The 26,472-nt window shown below is 43.0% G+C and carries 17 protein-coding genes; 15 read left to right on the plus strand and 2 right to left on the minus strand.

The features are described 5' to 3' along the window. The 14 genes from FAZ19_RS01390 (at position 1) to FAZ19_RS01455 (ending at position 24,183) form a co-directional block, all read left to right on the plus strand. Complete coding sequence (locus tag FAZ19_RS01390; protein ID WP_136818812.1) at positions 1 to 1,095, plus strand: Gfo/Idh/MocA family protein; 1,095 nt, start codon at positions 1 to 3, stop codon at positions 1,093 to 1,095. Positions 1,096 to 1,169: 74 nt separating this feature from the next. Next, positions 1,170 to 2,750 carry a sodium:solute symporter family transporter gene (locus FAZ19_RS01395; protein WP_136818813.1) on the plus strand — a complete coding sequence of 527 codons (1,581 nt, stop codon included), beginning with the start codon at positions 1,170 to 1,172 and terminating at the stop codon, positions 2,748 to 2,750. Positions 2,751 to 3,123: 373 nt separating this feature from the next. Further along, a complete protein-coding gene (locus FAZ19_RS01400; protein WP_136818814.1) occupies positions 3,124 to 4,281 on the plus strand; it encodes an ABC transporter substrate-binding protein in 1,158 nt (385 codons plus the stop codon). Continuing rightward, positions 4,274 to 5,422, plus strand: coding sequence for a CaiB/BaiF CoA transferase family protein (locus tag FAZ19_RS01405; protein ID WP_136818815.1), 1,149 nt, complete (start codon positions 4,274 to 4,276; stop codon positions 5,420 to 5,422). Before FAZ19_RS01400 ends, FAZ19_RS01405 begins: the two co-directional genes overlap by 8 nt. Position 5,423: 1 nt before the next feature. Next, positions 5,424 to 6,566: a CaiB/BaiF CoA transferase family protein gene (locus FAZ19_RS01410; protein WP_136818816.1), complete on the plus strand. Its 1,143-nt coding sequence runs from the start codon at positions 5,424 to 5,426 to the stop codon at positions 6,564 to 6,566. Next, positions 6,559 to 7,782, plus strand: a complete 1,224-nt coding sequence (locus tag FAZ19_RS01415; RefSeq protein ID WP_136818817.1) for an extracellular solute-binding protein — start codon at positions 6,559 to 6,561, stop codon at positions 7,780 to 7,782. The genes FAZ19_RS01410 and FAZ19_RS01415 overlap by 8 nt, the downstream gene beginning before the upstream one ends. After that, on the plus strand, positions 7,779 to 8,852 hold the full coding sequence (locus FAZ19_RS01420; protein ID WP_229707313.1) for a Gfo/Idh/MocA family protein: 1,074 nt from the start codon (positions 7,779 to 7,781) through the stop codon (positions 8,850 to 8,852). The genes FAZ19_RS01415 and FAZ19_RS01420 overlap by 4 nt, the downstream gene beginning before the upstream one ends. 40 nt (positions 8,853 to 8,892) lie before the next feature. Further along, complete coding sequence (locus FAZ19_RS01425; RefSeq protein WP_136818818.1) at positions 8,893 to 9,348, plus strand: MaoC/PaaZ C-terminal domain-containing protein; 456 nt, start codon at positions 8,893 to 8,895, stop codon at positions 9,346 to 9,348. Positions 9,349 to 9,358: 10 nt separating this feature from the next. Next, the gene (gene fucP, locus FAZ19_RS01430; RefSeq protein WP_136818819.1) at positions 9,359 to 10,654 is read left to right on the plus strand and encodes an L-fucose:H+ symporter permease; all 1,296 of its coding nucleotides are present in this window, start codon (positions 9,359 to 9,361) and stop codon (positions 10,652 to 10,654) included. A 222-nt stretch (positions 10,655 to 10,876) separates the two neighbouring features. Further along, positions 10,877 to 13,036, plus strand: coding sequence for an alpha-L-rhamnosidase-related protein (locus FAZ19_RS01435; protein WP_136818820.1), 2,160 nt, complete (start codon positions 10,877 to 10,879; stop codon positions 13,034 to 13,036). 32 nt (positions 13,037 to 13,068) lie between these two features. Further along, positions 13,069 to 16,341 (plus strand): glycoside hydrolase family 2 TIM barrel-domain containing protein, encoded by a 3,273-nt coding sequence (locus FAZ19_RS01440; RefSeq protein ID WP_136818821.1) that lies wholly within the window; start codon positions 13,069 to 13,071, stop codon positions 16,339 to 16,341. A gap of 72 nt (positions 16,342 to 16,413) precedes the next feature. Further along, on the plus strand, positions 16,414 to 19,803 hold the full coding sequence (locus FAZ19_RS01445; RefSeq protein ID WP_136818822.1) for a glycosyl hydrolase: 3,390 nt from the start codon (positions 16,414 to 16,416) through the stop codon (positions 19,801 to 19,803). Between the two features lie 14 nt (positions 19,804 to 19,817). Continuing rightward, complete coding sequence (locus tag FAZ19_RS01450) at positions 19,818 to 21,839, plus strand: aceric acid hydrolase (RefSeq protein WP_188876069.1); 2,022 nt, start codon at positions 19,818 to 19,820, stop codon at positions 21,837 to 21,839. A gap of 64 nt (positions 21,840 to 21,903) precedes the next feature. Beyond that, positions 21,904 to 24,183: a DUF5703 domain-containing protein gene (locus FAZ19_RS01455; RefSeq protein ID WP_136818823.1), complete on the plus strand. Its 2,280-nt coding sequence runs from the start codon at positions 21,904 to 21,906 to the stop codon at positions 24,181 to 24,183. 72 nt (positions 24,184 to 24,255) lie between these two features. Here the strand turns inward: FAZ19_RS01455 and FAZ19_RS01460 are convergent, their stop codons facing one another. After that, positions 24,256 to 25,242 (minus strand): pyruvate dehydrogenase complex E1 component subunit beta, encoded by a 987-nt coding sequence (locus FAZ19_RS01460; protein WP_136818824.1) that lies wholly within the window; start codon positions 25,240 to 25,242, stop codon positions 24,256 to 24,258. Positions 25,243 to 25,370: 128 nt separating this feature from the next. Beyond that, positions 25,371 to 25,991, minus strand: coding sequence for a futalosine hydrolase (mqnB, locus tag FAZ19_RS01465; protein WP_136818825.1), 621 nt, complete (start codon positions 25,989 to 25,991; stop codon positions 25,371 to 25,373). 59 nt (positions 25,992 to 26,050) lie between these two features. Here mqnB and FAZ19_RS01470 point away from each other — a divergent pair, with 59 nt between their 5' ends. Next, entirely contained in the window at positions 26,051 to 26,464 is a 414-nt protein-coding gene (locus FAZ19_RS01470; RefSeq protein WP_136818826.1) for a 6-pyruvoyl trahydropterin synthase family protein, read from the plus strand. Positions 26,465 to 26,472 lie beyond the last annotated feature (8 nt).

A 26,472-nucleotide genomic window follows, 5' to 3' on the forward strand; every position in this document is an offset into this window, starting at 1 on the left:
ATGCAAACAACACATCAATTAAGATTAGGTATTTTAGGACTTGGAGAAGGTAGAAGCACAATGTCTGCGGCATTACAGAGCGAGCAGATTGAGCTGGTACAAGTATGTGACCTCAATGAAGAATTGGGTCGTAAACGGGCAAAGGAGTTCGATTTTCATGCGTACACAAACAATTATAGTGATATGCTCAATAACCCAAATATTGATGCTGTCGCTATCTACACACCGGATCACCTGCACGCTGCGCATATTAAGCTGGCTCTGGAACACGATAAACATGTAATCTGTACAAAACCGTTTATCGATAATCTAGCGGATGCCAATGCGCTATTAACCCTAGCAGAAAGGAAAGGTAAACGTGTTTTTGTAGGGCAGAGTTCTCGTTTCTTTGAACCGCTAAAAAAGCAACGTCAGGATTTTGAGGAAGGTCTCGTTGGCGAACTGATTACCGTAGAGGGGTACTACCACGCCGATCACCGTTGGTTCCTGGATAAGCCATGGTCCTTACAGTCGTCATTCAAATGGCTGTATGGAGGGCTTAGTCATCCGGTCGATTTTATCCGCTGGTATCTACCCAACATTGAAGAGGTAATGGGATACGGAATGCTGAGTTCAAACGGAAAAAAAGGTGGTTTGCAAAATCAGGATACCATGCATTTTATTTTCAAAGCAGAGGATGGAAGGATTGCGCGTGTGAGTGGTGCCTATACGGGGCCGATTCAACCTGTAACACGCGATAGCGAGATGAGTTGTATTTTACGCGGTACGGAGGGGTGTAGTCAGGCAGATTATATGGATTTGCGTTACGCAATTACAGACCGTACAGGTGAAGAACGGATGTTGACATGGGAGCATAAGCTAAAACATTATTTCCGGTTTGAAGGAAAAAGTCATCATGCAGGCGAATACCAGAATTATTTGGAATATTTTGGACAGGCTATCCAAGCAGGGACAGCGGCTTTTCCTGATCTGAAAGAAGGAATTGGTACTATTGCATTATTACAGGCCATGGATGAGTCTTTGACGACTGGAAAGCCAGTACGTCCGAAAGATCTGCTTGCTCGTTTTGGCGTTGATCCTGCAACTGTGAGATGAAATACTCATGTTTCCCAAAAAGCAAGCTCACATGAGTACGCCATATGACAATTAAAAAAGCAAATTATACACATATGAATACCATACTCGATAAACTAACTATCTACGACTATATTATTGTCGTTAGTTATCTGGTAGCGCTGTTGATTATTGGGCTGCTTTCTTCTCGTAAGAAAGCAGAAGGCGCCGAACATTTTTTGGCCAGTAAATCGTTAAGCTGGTACAGCATCGGATTCAATATGTGGGCAACAAATGTGGGGCCGTCGATGTTGCTTGCTTTTGCCACGGTAGGTTATACGACGGGTATTGTAGCCATAAATTTTGATTGGTATGCTTTTGTATTCCTATTTCTGTTGGCTGTCGTATTCGCTCCACGTTATTTGGCTTCCAATGTGCGGACATTACCGGAGTTTATGGGCAATCGGTACGGGTCACAAACCCAAACTATTCTAGCCTGGTACTCATTGGTAAAGATGTTAATCTCTTGGTTGTCTCTCGGACTGTTTGCGGGAGGCTTTCTTGTACGGCAGATTTTGGGTATTCCGATGTGGCAAAGTGTTATTGTGTTAGTGGCGTTAGCAGGTTTGTTTGCCTACACTGGAGGCCTACGCACGGTGGCGAAAATCAATATCTTTCAAATGATTTTACTGATCCTAGTGTCGGCTCTGTTGACCTTTTTAGGTCTGTCCAAAATAGGTGGTATCGGAGCCTTGATTGACCAAACTCCCGGAAATTATTGGTCACTGATCCGACCAGCAAATGATCCTGATTATCCGTGGTATGCGATTGCTTTGGGCTATCCAGTTGCTGCGATAGCGTTTTTCTGTACTGACCAAGCGATGGTGCAATCTGTGCTGGGAGCAAGAAACTTGGAGCACGGACAGTTGGGGGTGAACTTTATCGCTTGGCTCAAGATATTATCGCTGCCCCTGTTTATCCTTACAGGTATTATCTGTTATATACTTTTTCCAGATTTGGATGACCCTGCGCTGGCTTATATGACCATGGTAACTAATTTATTTCCAACGGGATTGAATGGGCTGGTCATTGTGGTGTTGATTGCCGTGCTGGTCGGCACGATCGGATCGTCGCTCAATTCACTGAGTACAGTCTTCACCATGGATATTTATTTAAAACATATTAATCCGAATGCTGCGGGAAAGCAAATTACCCAGATCGGCCGGTATACGATTATCGTAGGCTGTATCGTAGCATTTTTGATGGCGATTGCCATTGATCAGATTAAGGGACTTAATCTCTTTGATGTATTCCAATCCATTTTAGGTTTTATTGCTCCGCCATTGGCTGCCGTATTCTTATTGGCTGTATTGTGGAAACGGACGAATAAAGCGGCGGTCAATACCTTACTAACGTTTGGATCTGTGCTCAGCCTTGGAGTCGGTATCTGTTATCTATGGGTCTTTCCAAAAGATCAATATAATTTTTGGCCGCATTATTTGATGCTCTCTTTCTATCTGTTCATGGGACTGATATGTATCGGTATACTGATTTCCTTAGCTGTGAAACCCTCTAGGTACGAACTAGCGAATCGAGATCAACAGTTGATAACGTTAGAAAAACCGTCAACCAAGGTAAAATGGGCTTGGGGTATTTTATTTGTGGTCATGATCGTTTTATATGTACTATTTAAATAGTTAAAAAGAGCTTTAAGCCGATCTCTGTACCCTTCCAGTTTCGGATGGAATATCAACCAAGAACAAAGATAGCAATCGGTATATTGATGCCGGGGAGGGTAAGATACTATAATAAATGGATAAGTATTGTTACGATTGGAATGGTAAAGGTCTATATATTTGATTATAGGATAGCCCTATTTTTCGTGATTTGATTCATGTAGCTTAAAAAAAGGACTGCTAACTGAATAGACTCTTTCGTTGGGGAATATACCGTTAATTTATTTTTTTGATCCAATACGGCAGCTTTTTTGAGATATGTATGCCTGCTGATTTGGGCTGTAGGGATATCACAGGATAAAAATATAGACTAGTTTGAACAAGGAAATACGATATGAGCAATAAAATCCGACTCAAAGGGATTACATGGGGACATTCACGTGGACTGCTACCTATGGTCGCTACAACCCAGCGTTTTGAAGAAATGCATCCGGAGGTAGAAATCACATGGAAGAAGCGGACTTTACAAGAGTTTGCGGATAAGTCAATTACGGAGCTTGCAGCGGAGTACGATCTTCTCGTCATCGACCATCCGTGGACGGGTCATGCTGCGGCACAGAAAATGGTTGTTGCTTTAGACAATTTGCTGCCAAATGCTTTTTTGGAAGATCAAAGGCAAAATAGTGTAGGCAAATCATATACCAGTTATAATTTTGAAGGGTTACAGTGGGCGCTGCCTATTGATGCCGCCACTCCAGTTGCAGCAAGTAGACCAGATTTGCTGGCTGAGCTTGGAATATCGGTTCCTATGACATTTGAGGAACTATTGGCGTTGGCAAAAATGGGAAAAGTGGCTTTTTCACTAATCCCTATTGATGTGCTGATGAGCTTTTATATGTTTTGTTGTTCACTTGGTGAAGAACCGTGCCTGAATAGCGATAAAGTGGTTAGTGAAACCGTCGGTGTGCATGCCTTAAAGCTGTTCAAATCTCTGGCCGACCATGTGGATAAGCGATTCTACAGCAAGAACCCCTTTATGGTTTATGAGGATATGGTCAATCAGGATGATATTGCGTATTGTCCGTTTGCTTATGGTTACTCCAATTACTCCCGTAGGGGTTACGGCCGTCGCCTGCTGCATTTTCATGATTTGGTCACGTTAGAAGATAAAGGGGCTATGACGAGCACATTGGGTGGAGCAGGATTAGCTATTTCCGCTCGCTCCGCGCATATCGATATCGCCGTCAAATATGCAGAATTTGTAGCCTCGCCTGTCGTACAGACAACATTGTATATGGAGAATGGAGGCCAGCCTGGACATTTGCAAGCTTGGAAGGACGAAGAAGTAAATAGACGCACCTCGAATTTTTTTCAGACGACGTTACCGGCCCTTGAACGTGCCTTTTTACGACCAAGGTATTATGGACATATGTATTTTCAAGACCATGCGGGTGATATTGTGGTGAATTATCTACGTGATGGAGGCGATGAATTGGACGTATTGGAAGAATTGAATAGAATGTATAAAGAATCTCTAAAAATCAATGGATAGGCCGTTAGAAGGAATATTGGTACTGGAGTTTTCGCAATTTATGGCAGGCCCGACTGCTGGATTACGCCTTGCTGATTTGGGTGCGCGCGTGATTAAAATCGAACGCCCGGGTTCAGGGGAGTCTGGTAGGCAGATCGCGATAAAGAATATTTTCGTGGATGATAGTAGTTTGGTTTTTCATACGATCAATCGAAATAAGGAATCCTATGCTGCGGATTTAAAAGATCCAGTGGATATCGAGATAATCAAAAAGCTCATTAAAAAGGCAGATGTGATCACCCACAATTTTAGACCAGGTATCATGGAGAAATTGGGGTTGGATTATGCGAGTGCAAGTCAGATCAATGACCAGATTATCTACGCTAGCGTAACAGGTTACGGCAAAGCAGGGCCGTGGGCTAGGAAGCCGGGGCAAGACCTGCTGGTTCAATCGATGTCGGGACTTACTTGGCTCTCGGGCAGCGAAAGCGATGGGCCCGTCCCTTTTGGTCTGGCTGTCATCGATATGTATTGCGCCACACATTTGACGCAGGGGATATTGGCAGCACTGCTGAAGCGCTCGCGCACCAAGAAAAGTGTATTGGTAGAGGTGAGTTTGTTGGAATCAGCATTGGATATGCAGTTTGAGGTATTGACCACCCATTTGAATGATGGGCGGAAACTGCCGCAACGTAGTAAAGTACGAGGTGGGGGGCATGCCTATTTGAGTGCTCCTTATGGATTGTATCGCACAGCCGGTGGTTACTTGGCATTGGCTATGGGAGATTTACGGGTACTGGCAACTATTCTAGGTCTTTCGGGAGATCATTATGAACAGAAGGAAAATTGGTTTTCCGCTCGTGATGTAATCATGAAGGAAATCGGCGAAGTTGTACTCCAAAAGACCGCAACAGAATGGGTATCTTTGCTCGAGTCTCAGGGGATTTGGTGTACCGAAGTCAATGATTACCCTCGATTTTTTAGCAGTGAGGGATTTGTTAATTCGCGTATGCTGCAAAATATAGAACTAAATGATGGTACAGCGCTAAAAACCACGAGGAGTGTCTTTTGCATAGATGGACATTACTTATTTTCGAGTAAGCCCGCGCCTCAGGTGGGACAGGATAATGAAAGGATTAAAATAGATTATTTGGAAAATTAATATGTTGCCATTAGCGGATTTTACAGTAGTAGACTTTAGTCAATTTCTCTCTGGCCCCTTGGCTAGTTTGCGATTAGCTGATTTGGGCGCTCGAGTGATCAAAATAGAAAAACCGGTCACCGGAGATATCTGTAGACAGATGTATACCTCGGATACGGAGCTTAATGGAATGTCGACGGTGTTCCACGCGATTAATCGCAATAAAGAAAGTGTCGCATTGGACATAAAAGATGAGGCGGATCGAAGGATCATCGTTAAGCTTATTGAACAGGCGGATGTGGTCATGCACAATTTTCGGCCCGGCGTGATGGAGCGCATTGGATTTGACTACGTAAAAGTACGTGAAATCAATCCGAGCGTGATCTACGGTGAAATATCGGGATATGGGGAAACTGGGCCTTGGTCAAAAAAGCCGGGACAGGATCTGTTGCTACAATCGATCACTGGCATGACTTGGCTAAGTGGGAATACAGGCGATGGCCCCGTTCCCATGGGCTTGTCTATCGTAGATATGTTTGCTGGAGCTAATCTTAGTAGTGCAATACTGGCTTGTTTATATAGAAGAGCTATTCAGCATGTTGGAGCACATGTAAAGGTAAGCATGTTGGACTCGGCTGTCGATATTCAGTTTGAAGCTGTTACAACTTACTTTAGGGATGGAGGGCAATTGCCGCAACGCACAGCTGTGAGTAATGCCCATGCTTATCTTGGAGCACCTTATGGCATATATGAGACCCAAGATGGATATATCGCATTGGCGATGGGATCGATTCCTTTCCTCGGAAAATTACTGGATTGTGAAAACTTGGAAAATTTTGTCGATGGCGAGCAGGCATTTGTACGGCGTGATGCCATCAAAGATGTGCTGGGAAAGCATTTGGTAACGCAGAAAACAGCTTATTGGCTGGAAATTTTGGAAGCAGCGGATATATGGTGTGCGGATGTGCTGGATTGGGATAGATTGTTGCAACATGATGGTTTTAAAGTGCTCGATATGATACAGCAGGTATTCATGGGTGATGGGTTTGAATATGCGACGACCCGTTGTCCTATTCGGATTGACGGACAGGTGCTGCGCTCGACCAAAGGTTCTCCTAAATTAGGGGAGCATAATCACAAAATTATAAAGGAATTGTATGGCTAAATTACGTTTCGCAGTCCGGCAGTTCGGCCCTTTTGAGCAGGCACTGCAATCGTGCTGGCAGTCTTATAAGGAAAGCCACAACATCGCAATCGATATGGAATTTGTACCAATGAATTTGGAACAGCTTTATGATGCGTTATTGGTAAGGGATGGGCTTCACAACGGCGAATGGGATATCGTCCATATTAATACGGATTGGATCGCAAAAGCCTATGCCGATAAAGGATTGTATGTGTTAAATGACTTTTTGGACACGCAGCCGGTCGAAGCTTACAATAATGCATGGAGTCCAAGCTTACTGAGCTTCCAAAATTTTGATGGCGAAGTGGTAGGACTACCTTTTCATGACGGACCGGAGTGTCTCGTGGTACGTGAAGATTTATTTAGCAGTGCGATCGAACAGGAAAATTTCTTTAAGCAATATCAACGGCCGCTTGAGGTACCTCGGACTTGGTCGGATTTTTTGCAGGTCGCATCTTTTTTCACACGACCTGAACAGCATCTGTACGGAACTATCTTTGCGGGTTACCCGGATGGACATAACGCGGTTTTTGATTTTTGTATACAGCTGTGGTCGCGAGGTGGCGAGTTGCTCGATGAACGGGGGAAAATAGATCTCAATCAACCAATGGCGATCGCCGCATTGGATTTTTATCGTCGGCTTTTTAAACAGGAAAGCTGTTTACATCCAAATTCTGCAATTTCTGAATCTGTAAAAGCTGGAGAAGCTTTTGCCAATGGCGAGGTGGCTATGATGGTCAACTGGTTCGGTTTTGCATCTTGGGCACAGATTGATGCGTCGTCGTCCGTAAAGGGACGTGTAAATATTGCTCCTATACCTGCAGACCTTCTTGTGCCGTCGCCTTCCTTAAATGTATACTGGCTCTATGCTATTGCACAAGGAAGTAAGTTGAAAGAGCAGGCATATGACTTTTTACGTTTTGCTGTCGGCAAGGAGCAAGATAGACTTTTGACATTGGCCGGCGGTGTGGGCTGCCGTTATTCAACTTGGTATGATGATACCATTAATGCGAATATCCCGTTTTATAATAAGCTGGGGGAATTACATGAGACTGCTCGTACTTTACCAAGATTGTCAAATTGGCCTGATATTGCGCATATAATCGATAAAACCGTGAGTGACGCTATCGTTGCCGATGCTGCAAGTTCGGCGTTGTTGGCAGAGGCGCAGGCAAAGATAAACAAGATACAATGATGAATATTGAATATAAGGCTAAGTTGCCGCAGACTCGATTACCTATCGTGATTATAGGGGCTGGGGGGATTGTAAAAGATGCACATCTGCCAGCGTACAAGAAAGCGGGTTTTGAAGTCTATGGTATTGTGAACCGTACCCGAGCGAAAGCTGAGACCCTGGCCGCGGAATTTACTATACCTCATGTATTTGATTCTGTAGCGGATGCAGTGGCGCAAGCACCTGCCGATGCCGTGTACGATATTACTATCATGCCAAGCCAGTTTATCGAAACGTTGGAGGCTTTGCCTGATGGAGCGGCAGTGTTGATTCAAAAGCCGATGGGCGATTATTATCCTGAATCAAAAGCCATTTTGGAAGTTTGCCAACGCAAGGGCTTGGTTGCGGCAATTAACTGTCAATTACGACAAGCACCATTCGTGAACGCTGCACGATGGTTGATCGAACAGGGATATATTGGAGATGTCTATGATATGGAAGTGCGGGTGACGGTACAAACACCTTGGGAATTGTTTCCTCATGTGATGATCCATCCCCGTCTGGAAATTCTATACCATAGCGTACATTATATCGATCTGATCCGTTCCTTTTTAGGAAATCCAGCAAGTATATATGCAAAGACATTGAAACATCCGGCGAAGACGCTATCTTCCAGTAGAACAACATTGTTATTTGACTACGGAGATACGGTACATGCGGTGGTTAATACCAATCACGATCATGACTTCGGTGCACGGCATCAAGAGAGCTATATCAAATGGGAAGGTACAAAAGGTGCTATCAAAGCAAAGATGGGGCTATTGATGAATTACCCAGACGGTGTTCCCGACGCTTTTGAATACTGTTTGAAGTCCGACGATGGAGCATCGGACTGGATGAAATATCCAATTGATGGCTCTTGGTTTCCGGACGCTTTTATTGGCAGTATGGCTAGTTTGATGTGCTTTAAGTTGGGCGAAATAGATGTTTTACCAGCAGCGGTGGAGGATGTCATTGATACGATGGCTATCGTGGAAGCCGCTTACCAAAGTAGCACCGGAGGGGGGCAGTCTATCAAATACAATGTTTGAGCTAGTCTCCTATCTGTTATCTAAATACTAATATCTAAATATGCATTTTGAATCAATATTTTACGAAGATTATACGTTGGAGGACAAGCGTGTAACATTGGGAAGAACGATCACAGAGACCGACTTCGTGGTTCACGCGGGCCATACGGGCGATTTCTTTCCACATCATATGGATGCTGAATGGTGCAAAACGCAGCCCTTTGGTCAGCGGATTGCACATGGAACGATGATTTTTGCCATAGGTATCGGACTTACCGCATCGGCTATCAATCCTGAAGCTTTTTCTAAAGGTTACGATCGTTTGCGGTTTGTTAAGCCGGTTTTTATTGGCGATACGATACATGCTGAAGTGACCATTTCTGAGAAATCAGAGGCCAAAAATCCAGCGTACGGTACCGTGGTAGAACATGTTGAAATAATTAACCAGCATGGGCAGGTCGTATTGGTAGCTGATCATATTTTGCTGGCTAAACGCAAAGAAACAACTTCTAAATAACCTTCAACATATGCATATCGATTCGAATAAAGACGTCGCCGTTACAGGTAATTCGATTAAGAATTATTTGTTTCCATTTATACTTGTTGTTAGTCTGTTTTTTTTGTGGGGTATCGCCCATAATTTAAACGGGGTTTTGATTCCGCATTTGAAAAAAGCCTGTCAGCTGGACAATAGCCAATCTGCTTTGGTAGACACCTCTGTTTTCTTTGCATATTTTGTCATGGCATTGCCCGCGGGCTTTTTGTTACGTAAGTTGGGTTATAAGGCTTCGATTATCATAGGTCTCCTTGCCTTTTCACTGGGCGCTTTCTTGTTTATTCCTGCCGCAGATCAGCGCATGTACGAGTTATTTTTATTGGCACTATTTATCATTGGATGCGGATTGGCTGTCTTGGAGACTGCTGCAAACCCGTATGCGGCCATATTGGGACCTCCGGAATCCGCTACGCAACGTCTTAATCTAGCCGCCTCGTTCAATGGATTAGCCGCTATGGTTGCCCCCATACTAGGTACAGTTTTTATTTTGTCAGGCAGGAGCTATACCGAAGAACAGCTTGGTGCTATGGCCGAAGCGGAGCGTTTAGCTTATCTCACATCAGAAGCGGCTTCTGTCAAATTGCCTTATTTAGCGCTAGGGGTTATTTTGCTCCTCGTAGCCGTGATTTTTATATTTGTCAAGCTTCCTGAAATTAAGGAAAGCAAAAGTGAAAACAACGACCCTGACACGAATGAGGGATTCTTTTCGGTACTTCGTCATAAACATTTGACTTTTGCTGTGGTTGCCCAGTTTTTTTACGTCGGGGCACAGGTGTGTGTAACCAGCTTTTTTATTCGAATGGCTCAACAAGGTGCAGGCGTAGACGAAAAAACAGCAGGATACTATCTGGGGGTATATGGACTGTTGTTTATGGCCGGTCGATTTGTTGGTACATTTCTTCTGAAATACACTACTGCAAGTAAGCTACTATCTACTTATGCATTGATCTCCGTTTTACTGGCAGCAATTGCTGTATTTGGATCAGGTATGGCTGTCTTATATGCATTGGGCGGTTTAGGCTTCTTTATGTCTATTATGTTCCCTACGATTTTCTCTTTGGGCATCGCCAAGTTGGGTAACGAAACAAAACAAGCATCATCTTGGTTAATTATGTCTATCGTTGGCGGAGCTATCTTTCCATTCCTGATGGGTGGTATCATTGATAATGCGAATGATAATACACAGATAGGATATGTGATCCCGTTGGTGTGTTATGTGGTAATTCTATGGTATGCCGCAAGAGGTTATAAACCGTCAGTATCTTAACGTACTAAACCTGTTTCATGCTAAAATAATATAATAGCTAGAGAAGATCTTATAAAGATAAGTCGTTGATATAAAGTATGTTTGTGATTGATCGCTAATTAAGTCTATGTGCAACAATTTGCACAAGTTATTAAACCTGTAGTTTGATTATCAATAATTTGTAGATCAGTCATGATATACCTTGGGTAGTTCCATAGGACAATATAAACGAGTTATATACATATGAAAAGATATTTTTTCTTCTTTTGTTATTTGTTTTCTTCTGTTATGCTGTGTGCACAGGAGAGCGCTACCTGGATTTGGTATCCTGGTGATTTCGAGGTTTGGCTGAGTAACGATATGCAGAATCGTAGGACGGAAAGAGGGACATTTTTTCCTCCGTTTTGGCGAATGGATAACCATTATGTGCTAGTCGAGTTCCACAAAGAGTTTGATGTACCAACTGATGAAGAAATAGCTATTGTCGCCGAAGGAAAGTACAATGTTAAAGTAAACGGCAAAATGATACCGGGCATGCCCGCGAAGCTTAATTTAAAAAAGGGAAAACAGAAGATCACTATTAAGGTCTATAACCAAGGACATGTGCCTGCACTGTATGTATCCGGGAAAACGGTCAATACGAGCAAAGATTGGTTGGTTACGTTTGAGGACAAAGAATGGATCGATGAGACAGGAAAGGCTTCCGACCAATCAGGTACGACCTATGTCAAAGCGGGTCACTGGAATTTTGATCAACCGACACGGTTTCCTTCCAAGTTTAAATTGCCGACCCGATTGGAGCAAGCTGTATCCTCTACGAAGCACGGGAGCGGCACTTTAGTCGATTTCGGTAAGAATACGTTTGGTTTTCTAACCTTTCACCAATTAAAAGGTAACGGAAAACTGTCTGTCTACTATGGAGAGTCTAAAGAAGAGGCTTTGGGAACAGCAACCTGCGAAACTTTAGATTATATTGAGGTAGCTCGTAGTTCTTCAACCGATAGCACGCTGGATTTATCCAAAGCCTTTCGATACGTCTATATTGAAAAGCAAGGTGATGTTTCGTTTGATCAGGTATCTATGCAATATGAATACCTGCCGGTGGAGGATCGCGGTGCATTCAAAAGTTCGGATGAAGAGCTCAACAACATTTGGGAGGTAGCTAAATATACGATGGAGTTGACATCGCGGGAGTTTTACATCGATGGCATCAAAAGGGATCGCTGGATCTGGAGTGGCGATGCGTATCAGTCTTATGCCATGAATTATTACTTAGGTTTTGATTCAGAAACAGTGAAGCGTACGATACTCGCGCTGCGGGGCAAGGAACCCACCATGAGCCATATTAATACCATTATGGATTATACCTTTTATTGGTTCTTGAGCATTTATGATTACTATCAATATACAGGAGATAAGGAATTTATTGAAGCGGTATATCCCCGTATGCAAAGCCTAATGGAGTTTTGTTTGGCGCGGCGAAACAAGGATGGGTTAATGGAAGGTCTATCAGGCGATTGGGTGTTTATCGACTGGGCAGATGGGCTGAGCAAAAAGGGTGAAGTTAGTTTCGAGCAATTGTTACTCTGCCGCAGCTTAGAAACAATGGCTTTATGTGCCAATCTGTTACAGCAACAAGATGATCAAGTTTTTTATGATAAGGAAGCTAAATTATTAAAAACAAAATTATTTGACTACTATTGGAATCCGACAAAACAAGCCTTTGTACACAGCCGGATCAACGGAAAACAGACAGAGAATGTTACCCGTTATACGAATATGTTTGCGGTATTTTTTGATTATCTATCTAACGAGCAACAACAAGCTGTCAAGACGAATGTTTTGTTGAATGATCGGGTGCAAAAAATTATGACCCCTTATATGCGTTACTATGAATTGGAATCACTATGTGCAATGGGAGAGAAAGATTATGTAATGCAAGAGATGAAGTCTTATTGGGGAGGGATGCTGAAGCTTGGAGCAACTACATTTTGGGAAGAATTTAATCCAGCTAAATCAGGAGCGGAACATTATACAATGTATGGTCGGGAGTTTGGAAAGAGCCTATGCCACTCTTGGGGAGCTAGTCCGATCTACCTTTTGGGTAAGTACTATTTAGGGGTGAAACCTACTTCTGCCGGGTATCAAACGTATGAAATCGATCCGTATTTGGCTTCTTTGCAGTGGATGGAAGGTAAGGTGCCTACACCTGCTGGAGAGATCGATCTGTATGTTTCTGAAAAAAAGATCAAAGTGAAATCGCCTATTGGAGTCGGTACGCTAAAGATAAAAAGTAAATCAAAACCAAAATCCAAGAATGGTACGATCGTGCAGTTGGATCAGGATACATATACCATGGAAGTACACGCGGGTGTGGCATACGAAGTGGATTATCGATTGTAATTTAGTTCGTACACAGAAAGTCTTATAGATTAATGATAAAAGCACTAAGTATACTATTTCTTACCTTAGTAGGTAGTTTGCTAGCAAACGGGCAAACCGTGGATGGCAAGCCTGCTGTAATTCCACCTGTACCGAATGGTAAGATTGCTTCCGCATGGGAAGATCCATTGATCACGTCAATTAATAGAGAACCTGCCCGCACGACAGCCTACTCCTATGCAAGTGTTGAAGAGGCGTTACAAAATGACCGTGAACAAAATCCACGTTTGATGTTTTTAAACGGAACATGGGATTTTAACTATGTTTCGAAGCCTGCCGATGCGCCCAAAGATTTCCATGTAGCAGCTGTGGAAGGCTGGGATAAGATTCAAGTGCCTTCCAACTGGGAGATGCAGGGATATGACATCCCGATCTATCGTTCTGCGGTATATCCTTTCCAACCCATTGATCCTCCACGTATACCAAAGGACTATAATGCTGTAGGGTCCTATCAAAAGATTTTTGACTTGCCTGAACACTGGAACGGAATGAATGTTACATTACATTTCGGTGGTGTGAGTTCTGCATATCATCTTTGGATCAATGAACACTACGTGGGCTATGCTGAGGATTCTTGTTTGCCATCTGAATTTAACGCAACTCCCTATCTTACAAAGGGAAAAAATCGAATATCCGTACAGGTGATTCGTTGGAGTGACGCCTCCTATTTGGAAGATCAAGACCATTGGCGCATGAGTGGTATACAGCGCGAGGTTTTCTTAATGGCTGAGCCTAAGGTGCGTATAGCTGATTTTCATTGGCAGGCTAAGCTTGACGAAAATTATACCGATGCCACGTTCTCGATACGACCCAAGATTGATAATTTTTCCGGTGACAGTATCCAAGGTTTTATGGTCAAAGCACAGCTCTATGAAGCAGATGGCACACCTCTACTTGCAAATGAACTGGAAAGAAAAGCGGCCGATATCTTCAACGAAATCTATCCGAGGTTAGATAATGTAAAGTTCGGCTTATTGGAGACTACAGTTGGAAATCCCAAGAAGTGGTCGCCTGAACAACCACATCTTTATAAATTGGTACTGTCGTTATATGACCAGGAGGATCAACTATTGGAAGCAAAAAGCTGTGATGTAGGATTCCGAAGTGTAGAATTTTCGAAGACTAACGGAAAGCTGTTAATCAACGGAAAGACCACCTATTTTTATGGTGTAAACCGTCATGATCACCACCCGGTGCGAGGTAAGGCGTTGACCCGTTCGGATATAGAGGCGGATGTCCGTCAGATTAAGCAGTTTAATTTCAATGCCATTCGTACTTCACACTATCCTAATGATCCGTATTTCTATGAGTTATGCAATAAGTATGGGGTGATGGTTATGGACGAGGCTAATCTCGAAACTCATGGACTAGGGGGCAAGCTAATGAATGATCCACGCTGGTTGCCGGCTCATATGGAACGAGTGACGCGTATGTTGGAACGAGATAAAAATCATCCTTCAATTGTGGTTTGGTCTTTGGGGAATGAATCGGGCAGAGGTCCGATTACAGCCGCCATGTCAGCGTGGATACATGATTTCGATATCACACGGCCTGTTCATTACGAACCGGCAATGGGTAGTCATCAATTGCCCGGCTATATCGATCCGTCCGATCCACGCTATCCAAAATCAAATGATCACGCTCACCGGATACAAAACAGGCAAGATCAGTATTATGTGGATATTGTATCCCGGTTCTATCCCGGAATATTTACGCCAAAATTATTGCTAGAGCAGGATAATGACGACAAGAGACCTATTTTGTTTGTGGAGTATTCTCATTCCATGGGAAATTCGACCGGGAATATGAGGGAGTTTTGGGATATCTTTAGAACTTACCCCCGGCTCGTGGGTGGATTTATTTGGGATTATAAAGATCAGGGTTTAATCCGTCGCGACAGTGTGTATGGCGACGTGCTGGCTTACGGTGGGGACTTTGGCGAGAAGATTCATAATGGAGCGTTCAATCTGAATGGAATTGTCGATTCTTGGGGCAGACCGAAGGCAGCAATGTATGACAACAAGCGTATCTATCAACCAGCTGAAGTGTTGTTGATCGATACCGCTGAGCTGACTGTGCAGATTAAAAACAGAGCAGCGGTGCTGGATTTGGACTACTACGCACCCTACCTATTGATACGTGAAAATGGGCTAACCATCAGTGAAATCAAAATAGAGCCAATTGCGTTGGCAGCAGGTGACTCTACGCTGATTTCCTTAGCAAGATATATTTCAGCAAAGCCCAAGCAAAATCGAGAATATCAGATTGATGTGCAATTCCGACTGCGGGCCGACGAAACATGGGCTAAGGCCGGATTTGTCGTGTCTTCGTCTCAAATACGTTGGCAGTCATTGGAGACATTCGCGCCTACAATGGAAGCCACTTTAGGAAATTTGGATATCGTGGAATCAACCGATCAGTATCTGGTAAAAGGAAAAGATTTTCAGGTACAGTTTGACAAGAATAATGGCGCTTTGACAAGCTATCGTTCGAAGGGGCAGGAAATCATCAAAGAGGCCATCTTGCCGAACTTTATACGTCCGGCTACAGAAAATGAAAGACGGGGATGGAAACCGCATATTAAACTGAAATACTGGTACAATACGCCCAAGTTTATTACGATGAAGGGACAACAGGAAGACGGGGTATTCGTACTTAAGTCTACCTATACATTACCGCAGGATTCGGCTATCGTGACCGTTTCTTATCGTGTTAGTGCAACTGGGATTGTTGATATAGCATATCGGCTGACGGTAAAAGAAGGACTTCCGAATATACCGAAAGTGGGTGTAAAGATGGGTGTGAATCCCACTTTTGAAAAAATAGAATACTATGGATTGGGAGCTATGGAGACGTATCCTGATCGTGCTTATGGGTTTGATTTGGGCGTTTATGAGATGACCTTGGAGAAGTTCATGGAGCCCTATCTCGTGCCACAGGAAAATAGCAACCGTATGGAAGTGCGCTGGTTTGCACTGAAAGGTAAAGGTGCAGGTGTTTTGATTGTGGGGCACCAAGCATTGAATATCAGTGCATGGCCGTATTCACAAGCGCAAATCGAAAAAACAAAACATTGGTTTAAATTGAAGAAAGAGAATAAGATTACTGTGAATGTGGATTTAAGAACTATGGGTGTAGGAGGTAATGATTCTTGGACTGATGTGTCTCAGCCATTAGAGCAGTATCAAATTCCGTCACAAAATTACAGCTATGGGTTTCGGATTATTCCTATGGGAAGGAATGGGGATGTAAAATCCTTACTTTAGATCCTTTGTAGGTCAGGATGACAGACATGCAAAGGTATCTTGTATGCCATTAGCTAATAAAATAGAAAGCAGATGAACCTTAAGATATTTATAGTCCTATTTATAATAGCTGTTGCAGGAAATAGCCATGCACAAATCAATGGCATTCCCCCCTCTATTGTGCCACTTTCGGCTAATTCCTATCAGGAAGCGAAGCCATGGGTGGTGTGGTACTTTATGCATGCAAGCTATTCAAAAGAAGGAATAAAGGCTGACTTGGAAGCGATGGCTGCTAACAATATTGCAGGGGCTTATTTTACACCGATCAAAGCGCAGACCGACCCTCCCTTGTTTACACCATCTGCGGAGTCGCTCACCCCGGAATGGTGGGAGATGTTCCGCTACTTAGTTGGAGAGGCCAAAAAGCATAACATACAGATTGCTATGTTTCCCAATGACGGGTTTGCAACAGCTGGTGGGCCCTGGATTACTCCAGAAAAGTCGATGCAGAAAGTGGTGTCAGCAGACACAATTTTACATATCGTAGGTGAAGGTACGATGAAATTCCGTATGCCTCAACCCGAAAGATTACATGATTATTATCGGGACATCCAATTGTTTGCGATCCCTCTTACAAAGCATTTTAGGGTCAGTAATTCGGAAGCGGTGAAGGTGAGTGCTAGCTACGATGAAAACTTGGACCGCTTAGCTCTCAAAGATAATGCCGAGCGATTTTCCTCTTCGCAACCTGGCTGGATTCAGTATGAGTTTACGACTCCCTTTCCATGTAATGCGATAAAAATCCAGCGTAAAGCAAATAATTACGGAGCTAATCGATTTAAGGTATTGGTGAGTGACGATGGTAAGCACTTCAGCGAGTTGACGCGTTTGGAATCTCCCCGTACGGGTTGGTTGGACTGGGACAATGGGGTGACACATACAATTCCTTATACACGGGCCAAATATTTTCGATTTGTATTTGACCCTGCAGGCTTCGAACCAGGGGCGGAGGATCTAGATGCAGCAAAATGGAAGCCGTCAATAAATATTTTGGGTATTACCTTAATGGAAGAGGCTCGGGTAAATCAGTTCGAAGGGAAGACGGGAGAGATTTGGAGGGTGTCGTTACCGACGACGGCTGCAGATGTAGGTCCTGGTAGTATTGTGTCTCGCAAAGATGTCGTTCGTCTGCAACCCGTAGGTCATGGGGATACAGTGGAGTTAGATCTTGGACCTGGAGCGTGGCGGATCTTGCGTATTGGGCACACGACGACAGGGCACAAAAATGAGACAGCAGGAGCCGGTAAAGGATTGGAATGTGATAAATTGGATGCCGAAATCGTGGCTTTCCAATTTGAACAATGGTATGGCAAGGCGAAAAAGTCAGTCAGTCCGGAATTATCCGATGATGTGCTAACGGTATTTCACATTGACTCTTGGGAATCGGGAAGTCAAAATTGGACAAAACAGATGCCATCCGAATTTCTAAAGCGTAGAGGTTACGATATGACGGCATACTTACCGGTTCTGTCGGGCTTTGTCGTCGATAATGTAGATGCTTCGGAAGCCTTCCTCCACGATTATCGAGAAACCATTGCCGAATTACTACAAGAAAGGGGGTTTGAGACGCTCCGCCAGATGTGCGATAAATACGGCGTCGAATTTACGGCGGAGACAACAGCTCCAATTATGACCGGTGATGGCTTATCGCACTTTAAATTTACGGATCGTACAATGGGCGAATTTTGGTTTAGAAGTCCTTCACATGATAAACCAAATGATGTTTATGACGCCATCTCGGGTGGACACATCTACGGTAAAAATATTATCATGTGCGAAGCGTTTACTCAAATTCGTATGGAGTGGGATGAACATCCGCGTCTGTTGAAGTCCCTACAGGATAGGAACTACGCTTTGGGCGTTAATAATTTAGCCTATCACGTCTACGTACACAATCCGTGGATGGACCGTAAACCGGGAATGACATTAGATGGAGTAGGAACCTACTTTCAGCGGGATCAGACCTGGTGGAAGCCTGGGAGGGCTTGGGTGAACTATGCAATAAGGACACAACAACTGTTGCAGCATGGAAAACCGGTTCGCGACATTGCTGTGTTTATTGGTGAAGAGGTGCCTCGACGGTCAATTTTGCCCGATCGCCTTGTACAAACACTACCCGGCATCATCGGCAACCTTCGGGTGAAACGTACCGATTCATTGCTACGCAATGAAGGACAGCCTATGCAAAAGATTGCCGCTGTTAATACATCGGCTAATATGTACAATCCGGTAGATTGGGTAGACCCTTTGCGCGGCTATTCCTACGATTCTTTCAACCCGGATGTATTGCTTAAAAATGCAAAGGTAGTGGATGGCAAAGTGATATTGTCAGACCATATAGCCTATAGTTTGTTGGTTATACCTGGTGAGCATCTCTTGAACCCCAATCCTACTCATTATTCGTTGGCTGTGCTGGAAAAGTTTAAAGCTCTTATTGAACAAGGAGCTACTGTTCTTTTCCATGAAAAGCCGGCTGCACTGCATGGTCACCTATCGGCGACGGATTCTGTTGCTTTTCGGGACATAGTGAATGAACTTTTTGGAAATATGCAAACTGCAGGGGCTTTAGCGGTAAAAGCTGTTGGTCTGGGAAAAGTCTATGTGGGGGTATACACAGCTGATAATTTGGCAGGGCTGGGTATCGAAGAAGATGTAGTTATTAACGCTAAAAAGAATCATACCGTTGCATGGAATCATCGTCGCTTTGAAGGCGGAGATACTTATTTCTTCTCCAATCAGGACAGTGCTTTTCATGCAGCTACTTTTTCTGTTCGGGCCCAAGCGTCGCAGGCGTATGTCTACGATGCGGTTCAAGATAGATTAGCCTCGCTCGCGTTTTCCAAAGAAGACGGACGTATTAAGTTTACGTTGCCATTCGATGCTTATCAATCTTGTTTTGTCATATTTAGTGACCACAAAATTTCATTGGCGGAATGGAAGGAAAATCGTGTGAGCAATTTAAAAGGACCATGGACTGTTCGGCTTGCTGATGTTCAACATGATCCGATTATACAACAGGAGCCAAATCTTTGGACTAGATCGAGCGAGGACGATGTACGCTATCATTCGGGAATGGGGAGCTATAGCTTAACGTTTGATCAGCACCGAGAAGTCGGTAAACAGCGTGTCGTATTACAACTAGATCAATTAGAAAATCTCGCTGAAGTCATGTTGAATGGGAATATGGTCGGTGTAATATGGACGAAGCCTTACGAAATCGATGTAACGGACTACTTGAAGAAGGGTGAAAACAAATTGGATATAAAGGTTTACAATACGTGGGGCAATCGTTTTGGGTATGAAAGTAGTAAGGATACAGCGGAAAAAATTGTAAAGACGACGGCGACGCCGAAGTTTCTCAAAGGATTACAACCAGCAGGACTGAAGGGTGAGGTGAAACTACGTTGGTTTAAAAGGAAATAAGGAGAAATATAGATATGAACTGGGATAAATTGATTTATATATGTGGTTGTGCATTCTTATGGATGCCTATTGCTCATGGACAGGATAAAGCTATTACGAATACATCTGATAGCCCCTTCGCCGTCAAACAGGCAGTCAATATGGGGGATGTGTCTTGGACATCGGGATTTTGGGCAGATCGGACGGCGGTATGTGTGGATCGTATGGTGCCACATTTGTGGGAGGTATATACTGATGCAGAGATTAGCCATGCGTATCGTAATTTTGAGATTGCTGCTGGTTTAGAGCATGGCGAACATAAAGGGCCGTCCTTTCACGACGGCGACTTTTACAAAACGTTGGAAGCTGTTTGTGCAATCTATGTCCAAACGAAGGATCAAAAATTATTGCAGATGTTGGAAGGCGTAATACCCGTGATTGGTAAGTCGCAACGTGCCGATGGATATATTTATACAAAAGCAACCATCGATCAACGGAATGCCGGATTGAATATTGAATTTCAGGATCGTCTAAGTTTCGAATCCTATAATATTGGACATCTGATGACGGCGGCATGTATACATCATCGGGTGACTGGAAAAACGGACCTTTTGGATATTGCCGTAAAAGCAGCAGACTATCTATATGGCTTCTACAAAAAATCTAACCCGACATTGGCTCGAAATGCGATCTGTCCCTCCCATTATATGGGGGTGATCGAACTCTATCGCACAACCAGGAAGCCCCAGTATCTTGAGCTCGCAAAGCATTTAATTGATATCAAAGGTGAAATCGAAGATGGAACAGATGACAATCAGGATCGTGTGCCGTTTAGGCAGCAAAACAAAGCTATGGGACACGCAGTACGCGCGACGTATCTTTATGCCGGTGTAGCGGATCTTTGTGTGGAGCTCCAGGATACTACACTCAGCAATCGTCTGTTTAATATCTGGGACGATATGACGCAAACCAAAATGTATATTACGGGAGGTGTCGGGTCATTATATGATGGGACTTCTCCAGACGGAACATCGTATGATCCTAAAGAGGTGCAGAAGATACATCAGGCTTTTGGTCGCGATTATCAGTTGCCAAACCTAACGGCGCATAATGAAACCTGTGCAAATATCGGTAATGTCCTATGGAATTGGCGTATGGCTAATCTCACCGGTGATGCCAAATATATTGACGTGATGGAGCTGGCGTTATACAATAGCGTTTTATCTGGGATCAGTTTGGATGGGGATAAATTTTTGTATACTAATCCATTGAGCTATTCGAGCAAGCTACCCTTTCAACAGCGGTGGTCTAAAAAACGAGTACCTTATATTTCACTGTCCAACTGCTGTCCTCCCAATGTGGTACGTACAGTTGCTGAAGTGAGCAACTATGCCTATAGTGTAGGGGACGGTCAGATATGGGTTAATTTATACGGAGGTAATGTTCTGAATACCCATCATGACGGAAAAGCGATTAAGGTAGAGCAGATATCAAATTATCCTTGGGATGGGTCAATCTCGCTCCAAGTAAAGGATGTTCCTGCTAATTACACCTTAAAACTGCGCATACCTGGTTGGGCGAAAGAGATGCTAGTCGTTAAAAACGGAAAAGTTGTCTCATTCCAAAAAGAAAAGGGATACGCTGTCCTAGATGGCCAACTTAAAAAAGACGACATCATTCAGATTACGATCCCGATGGAGGTAACCTTTATGGAGTCCAATCCGTTGGTGGAAGAGAGTCGTAACCATATAGCTATTATGCGTGGACCTGTGGTCTACTGTTTAGAAAAGGAAGATGTACAGAAGGATGTGGATTTATTTGATTTAAAAGTCAAGTTGTTCGATGATTTTAAACCTGTTGTACATCAAATCCACAATCAGGATATTGTACTTTTGGAAGGAAAAGCCATCCTTGAAAACGGTCAGGAATGGGATGGCCTTTACCGGAAGGTGACGGTAAGCAATAAAAAAGAAGTACCTATCAAATTAATACCATATTTTGCATGGGGAAATCGTGCGTTTGGAGATATGTCAGTATGGCTTCCAAGTATAAGATAATTTAGGGTTTGTAGGCAACGATGTTTTATTTAGTTGGCGTACCGGAATAAACTATAAAATAAGAATGAGTTGGAGATATCTATGTTTAGTGCTTTTTTTGGGATTTGAAAGCCTTTCCGCGCAAACAGATCTCGAGAAATACAATGTAAATTGGGAAACCCAAAGCAAGAATTCTGCTGAGTCCATGCCGCTTGGGGGTAGAGATATTGGCTTGAACGTATGGGTGGAAAATAATGATATATTATTTTACATAGCCCAGAGCGGTTCTTTTGATGAGAATAATACGTTACTTAAACAGGGGAGAATCCGTTTAAGGTTGTCACCAAATCCTTTGGAAGTTAACTTTAATCAACTATTGCGGTTAAAAACCGGTGATATTCTCATCCGGGGAGGAAAGAAGGGACAGGAGACTGAAATTAAACTATGGGTAGATGTCTTCTCTTCGGCTATACATGTTCAGGTTAATGCAGCACAAAAAATTGAAAGTGAAATTTTCTATGAGAATTGGCGGTTCGAAGATCTATTTCCTAAAGGAAGAGAAAATAATATGAATTCGTGGAAGTGGGCTCCTCCCACTGAGATAGTTACCAAATCCGATCGGTTTGAGGTGTCGCCGTCAGTTTTTTATTTCTATCACCAAAATACGGCTGAGACTGCCTTTGACACGGTGGTTGAACAGCAACAGTTGACCGCATACAAAGATTCGCTATTTAATCCGTTGAAAGATCGTATTTCGGGCGGCGCTCTTTCCTTACAGCATTTGGAGTTTAAAGATACGGGGTTTGGGAAATATCAGAACACTGCATTCAAATATTGGCGTTTCAGCAGTAAGGCAGCTAGATCGCATCATTTCCAACTCGCGCTTTATAATGGGCAAAACACGCTTGCTGGATGGAAATCGACTATTGTAAAGCGTATTCAGTCTCCAGTAAGGAAATCAGCACAATCAAAGACATTGGCGTGGTGGGCAAATTTTTGGAATAGAAGCCATATCAAGATAAATTATGAAAAAGGCGAGGCCGATTTAGGTTTCAGGATAGGACGGAACTATCAGCTTTTTCGTTATATGCTGGCTTGTAATGCGTATGGTGAATACCCAACGAAGTTTAACGGCGGACTGTTTACCTATGATCCGGTTTCGGTAGATTCCATCTACACGTTTACACCTGATTTTCGGAATTGGGGAGGAGGGACGTTTACCGCTCAAAATCAACGACTGGTCTATTGGCCCATGTTGCGCTCGGGTGACCTCGATATGATGCCATCCCAATTTGATTTTTACAATCGCTTGTTAGATAATGTGGAATTGCGAACGAAAGTTTATTGGGGGCATCGAGGAGCAAGTTTTACGGAACAGCTAGAGAACTTTGGACTGCCAAACCCGGCAGAATATGGTTGGAAAAGGCCTGCCGATTTTGATGCGGGCATGGAGTATAATGCATGGCTGGAGTATCAATGGGATAATGCGCTGGAATTCTGCTATATGATCTTTAAGTATTATCGGTATAGCGGTCAAGACATATCGCGTTACATACCTTTGGTAGAAAGCTGTTTGACTTTTTTCGATGAACATTATCAGTACTTAGCTAGTCAACGTGGCCGTAAAGTGCTAGATGAGAAGGGCAAGCTTGTCATCTATCCAGGTACCGCCGCTGAAACATATAAGATGGCTTATAACCCGAATAGCACATTGGCTGGACTCCGACGAGTCGCATCGGAACTGACCCAATTACCAGATATATTGCTTTCAGCAGAGCGGAAGGAATTTTGGAAGGAATTTTTAAATCGCCTACCCGAGATCTCCTTTCGAGAGATGGATGGTGCAACCCTTATTGCACCCGCGATTGTATGGGAACGGATGAATAATACGGAGTCTCCACAGTTGTATCCGGTATTTCCTTGGGATATGTTTGGCATCGGCCGCGATAGTTTAAGTATTGCAAAGAATACCTATCTATTGGATCCAGACGTGCAAAAGTTTCGAAGTCATGTAGGATGGCGACAGCATAATATTTTTGCGGCACGTTTAGGTTTGATAGATGAAGCAAAAGATTTACTGTCTAAAAAGCTAGACGATAGCGGTAGAAGATTCCCAGCGTTCTGGGGTCCAGGTTTTGATTGGGTGCCGGATCACAATTGGGGAGGGAGCGGAATGATTGGACTGCAAGAGATGCTGATGCAAGAGGTAGGCGATGAAATATATGTTCTTCCAACTTGGCCCAAGGAGTGGAACGTCGACTTTAAACTTCACGGCATGGACGACAATATCCTCGAGGGAGCCTGGAAGGAAAATGAATTCATCCGCTTAGAGATGAAAAACAGAACCAAGAAAATTATCAAATAGTATTATAAATAAAAGAAGGGTGATTTTTGAATTCAAAAATCACCCTTCTTTTATTTATAATAGATTAAGTTCTTATTTTTTCAAGTAAGATACTTCTTTAACAGCTTTTACTACTTTAGTAATACTTGGTAACGAAGCTTCCACTAAATTAGGGGCATAAGCCAACGGAACATCTGCAGATGTAACGCGCGTTACAGGTGCATCTAAATAATCAAATGCATCTTTTTGCACACGAAAAGCAATCTCTGAGGAGATAGATGCCAAAGGCCATGCTTCTTCTACGACTACTAGTCGGTTAGTTTTCTTAACAGAAGTCAGGATTGCATCGAAATCAATCGGGCGAACGGAACGTAAGTCGATTAATTCTACGCTGATTCCCTCTTTCGTCAACTCTTCTACTGCAGGAATTACTACGCGAGGAACCATTTTTCCGAAAGAAACAACAGTAACATCAGTACCTTCTTTTACTACATTCGCTTTACCAATAGGTAAGTAGTATTCTTCTTCAGGAACTTCTCCTTTATCACCGTACATTACTTCGGATTCCATGAAGATTACTGGATCTGGATCAATGATCGAAGATTTTAACAAACCTTTTGCGTCATATGGATTAGAAGGAATAACTACTTTTAGACCGGGCGTATTTGCAAACCAGTTTTCAAAGTTTTGTGAGTGTTGAGCACCTAATTGTCCTGCATTACCAGTTGGTCCACGAAATACAATCGGACATGAGAATTGTCCGCCTGACATTTGACGTAACTTCGCAGCGGCATTGATTATTTGGTCGATTGCTACTAAAGAGAAGTTGAATGTCATGAACTCGACGATGGGTTTCAGGCCGTTCATAGCAGCACCTACAGCGATACCTGCAAATCCCAATTCTGCAATTGGTGTATCAATTACACGTTTTGCTCCAAATTCATCAAGCATACCCTGGCTTACTTTATAAGCACCGTTATACTCTGCAACTTCTTCACCTAATAAAAATATGGTTTCATCTTTACGCATTTCTTCGTTCATAGCTTCACGAAGTGCTTCTCTGAATTGTATTTCTCTCATCAGTTTGTAAAATAGTGTCTTTTTTGTCGAATACGCAAAACTACTATTTAAAATTGATATTTCGCAATGAATATGGTGTTAAAAAGCATGATGTGTGTCATTTTTTAATAGGTGTTTGTGACTATCTACTACCTAGTTGCAGATTGCTTTTCAACAAACCTCTGTAGCCACAGATTAAGATTTTTAACGGCTAGTGGAATGTTCCAATTTGCTTTGTTTCTTTTTTCTACATAATTGGAAATTGCTCTGACTTGTATTGCGGCTATTTTTTCCTGTGCCGCTACATAATAGACCGCTGCTCCCTCCATGCTTTCTAATTCGACTTCGGGAAATCGGCTTTTAAGTTTCAGGATGCTTTTTTCATTGCCGTGCGTAGTGTTCACACTTATTGCCTCCGCATGTGGTAAATCTAGAATAATGTGAGGAGGAATTAAGGCGGTCCAGGAAGAAGTTCCAAATCCCATCTCCTCAATGGATAAAAACTGCTGGTCATCTTCGGCTCCTAATTCGGCAATCCTATCTTTGTAGATGTACACCACATCCCCTATACTTTTACTATTGCCGAAAGCTCCTGCTATCCCAACATGGAGAATTAGGTCGTACTTCTTATTAACAAGCTCTTTCCCAAGGTGGTAAGCGGTTGCTACCATTCCGACCCCCGTTATTAAATAGGGGATGTGTCTTTTTTCCAACAAAGGAATGCTAGGGAGAATTTCGTCTTTTGTAGCAGCTACTATTAATATAGTCATATTATAGAGTAATGGATTTGAAGTGCTAAAATATAGTTTTTTAGGATTATCTTTGCATTATGGTATATATTACAAGAAGAGAACGATTCAGTGCGGCGCATAAATTGCATCGTGAAGAATGGTCTTTGGAAAAGAATGAGGAAACATTTGGTAATTGTTCGAACCCCAATTGGCATGGACATAATTACGAGCTATTTGTTACCGTAAAAGGCGAAATTAATCCCAAGACTGGTTTTTTGATCGATCTCAAAGTAATGAAAAAAATAATCAATCTGTATGTTATCGAGAAGTTGGACCATAAGAATGTCAATTTGGATGTAGATTTTATGCAGGGTAAGATGGCTTCTACCGAAGTAATTGCTATGGAGATATTTCATGTCCTCAAACCGTTATTTGAAAAAGAAAAGGTCCAACTGCACTGTGTTAGATTGCATGAGACAGAAAATAACGCCGTGGAATATTACGGCGAATAATCATAAAA

This window comes from Sphingobacterium alkalisoli (genome assembly GCF_005049105.1).
GTDB lineage: Bacteria > Bacteroidota > Bacteroidia > Sphingobacteriales > Sphingobacteriaceae > Sphingobacterium > Sphingobacterium alkalisoli.

Bases quoted from the DNA above. Each gene is read 5' to 3' on its own strand.
- FAZ19_RS01390 (WP_136818812.1), top strand. From the start codon at position 1: ATGCAAACAACACATCAATTAAGATTAGGTATTTTAGGACTTGGAGAA.
- FAZ19_RS01395 (WP_136818813.1), top strand. From the start codon at position 1,170: ATGAATACCATACTCGATAAACTAACTATCTACGACTATATTATTGTC.
- FAZ19_RS01400 (WP_136818814.1), top strand. From the start codon at position 3,124: ATGAGCAATAAAATCCGACTCAAAGGGATTACATGGGGACATTCACGT.
- FAZ19_RS01405 (WP_136818815.1), top strand. From the start codon at position 4,274: ATGGATAGGCCGTTAGAAGGAATATTGGTACTGGAGTTTTCGCAATTT.
- FAZ19_RS01410 (WP_136818816.1), top strand. From the start codon at position 5,424: ATGTTGCCATTAGCGGATTTTACAGTAGTAGACTTTAGTCAATTTCTC.
- FAZ19_RS01415 (WP_136818817.1), top strand. From the start codon at position 6,559: ATGGCTAAATTACGTTTCGCAGTCCGGCAGTTCGGCCCTTTTGAGCAG.
- FAZ19_RS01420 (WP_229707313.1), top strand. From the start codon at position 7,779: ATGATGAATATTGAATATAAGGCTAAGTTGCCGCAGACTCGATTACCT.
- FAZ19_RS01425 (WP_136818818.1), top strand. From the start codon at position 8,893: ATGCATTTTGAATCAATATTTTACGAAGATTATACGTTGGAGGACAAG.
- fucP (WP_136818819.1), top strand. From the start codon at position 9,359: ATGCATATCGATTCGAATAAAGACGTCGCCGTTACAGGTAATTCGATT.
- FAZ19_RS01435 (WP_136818820.1), top strand. From the start codon at position 10,877: ATGAAAAGATATTTTTTCTTCTTTTGTTATTTGTTTTCTTCTGTTATG.
- FAZ19_RS01440 (WP_136818821.1), top strand. From the start codon at position 13,069: ATGATAAAAGCACTAAGTATACTATTTCTTACCTTAGTAGGTAGTTTG.
- FAZ19_RS01445 (WP_136818822.1), top strand. From the start codon at position 16,414: ATGAACCTTAAGATATTTATAGTCCTATTTATAATAGCTGTTGCAGGA.
- FAZ19_RS01450 (WP_188876069.1), top strand. From the start codon at position 19,818: ATGAACTGGGATAAATTGATTTATATATGTGGTTGTGCATTCTTATGG.
- FAZ19_RS01455 (WP_136818823.1), top strand. From the start codon at position 21,904: ATGAGTTGGAGATATCTATGTTTAGTGCTTTTTTTGGGATTTGAAAGC.
- FAZ19_RS01460 (WP_136818824.1), bottom strand. From the start codon at position 25,242: ATGAGAGAAATACAATTCAGAGAAGCACTTCGTGAAGCTATGAACGAA.
- mqnB (WP_136818825.1), bottom strand. From the start codon at position 25,991: ATGACTATATTAATAGTAGCTGCTACAAAAGACGAAATTCTCCCTAGC.
- FAZ19_RS01470 (WP_136818826.1), top strand. From the start codon at position 26,051: ATGGTATATATTACAAGAAGAGAACGATTCAGTGCGGCGCATAAATTG.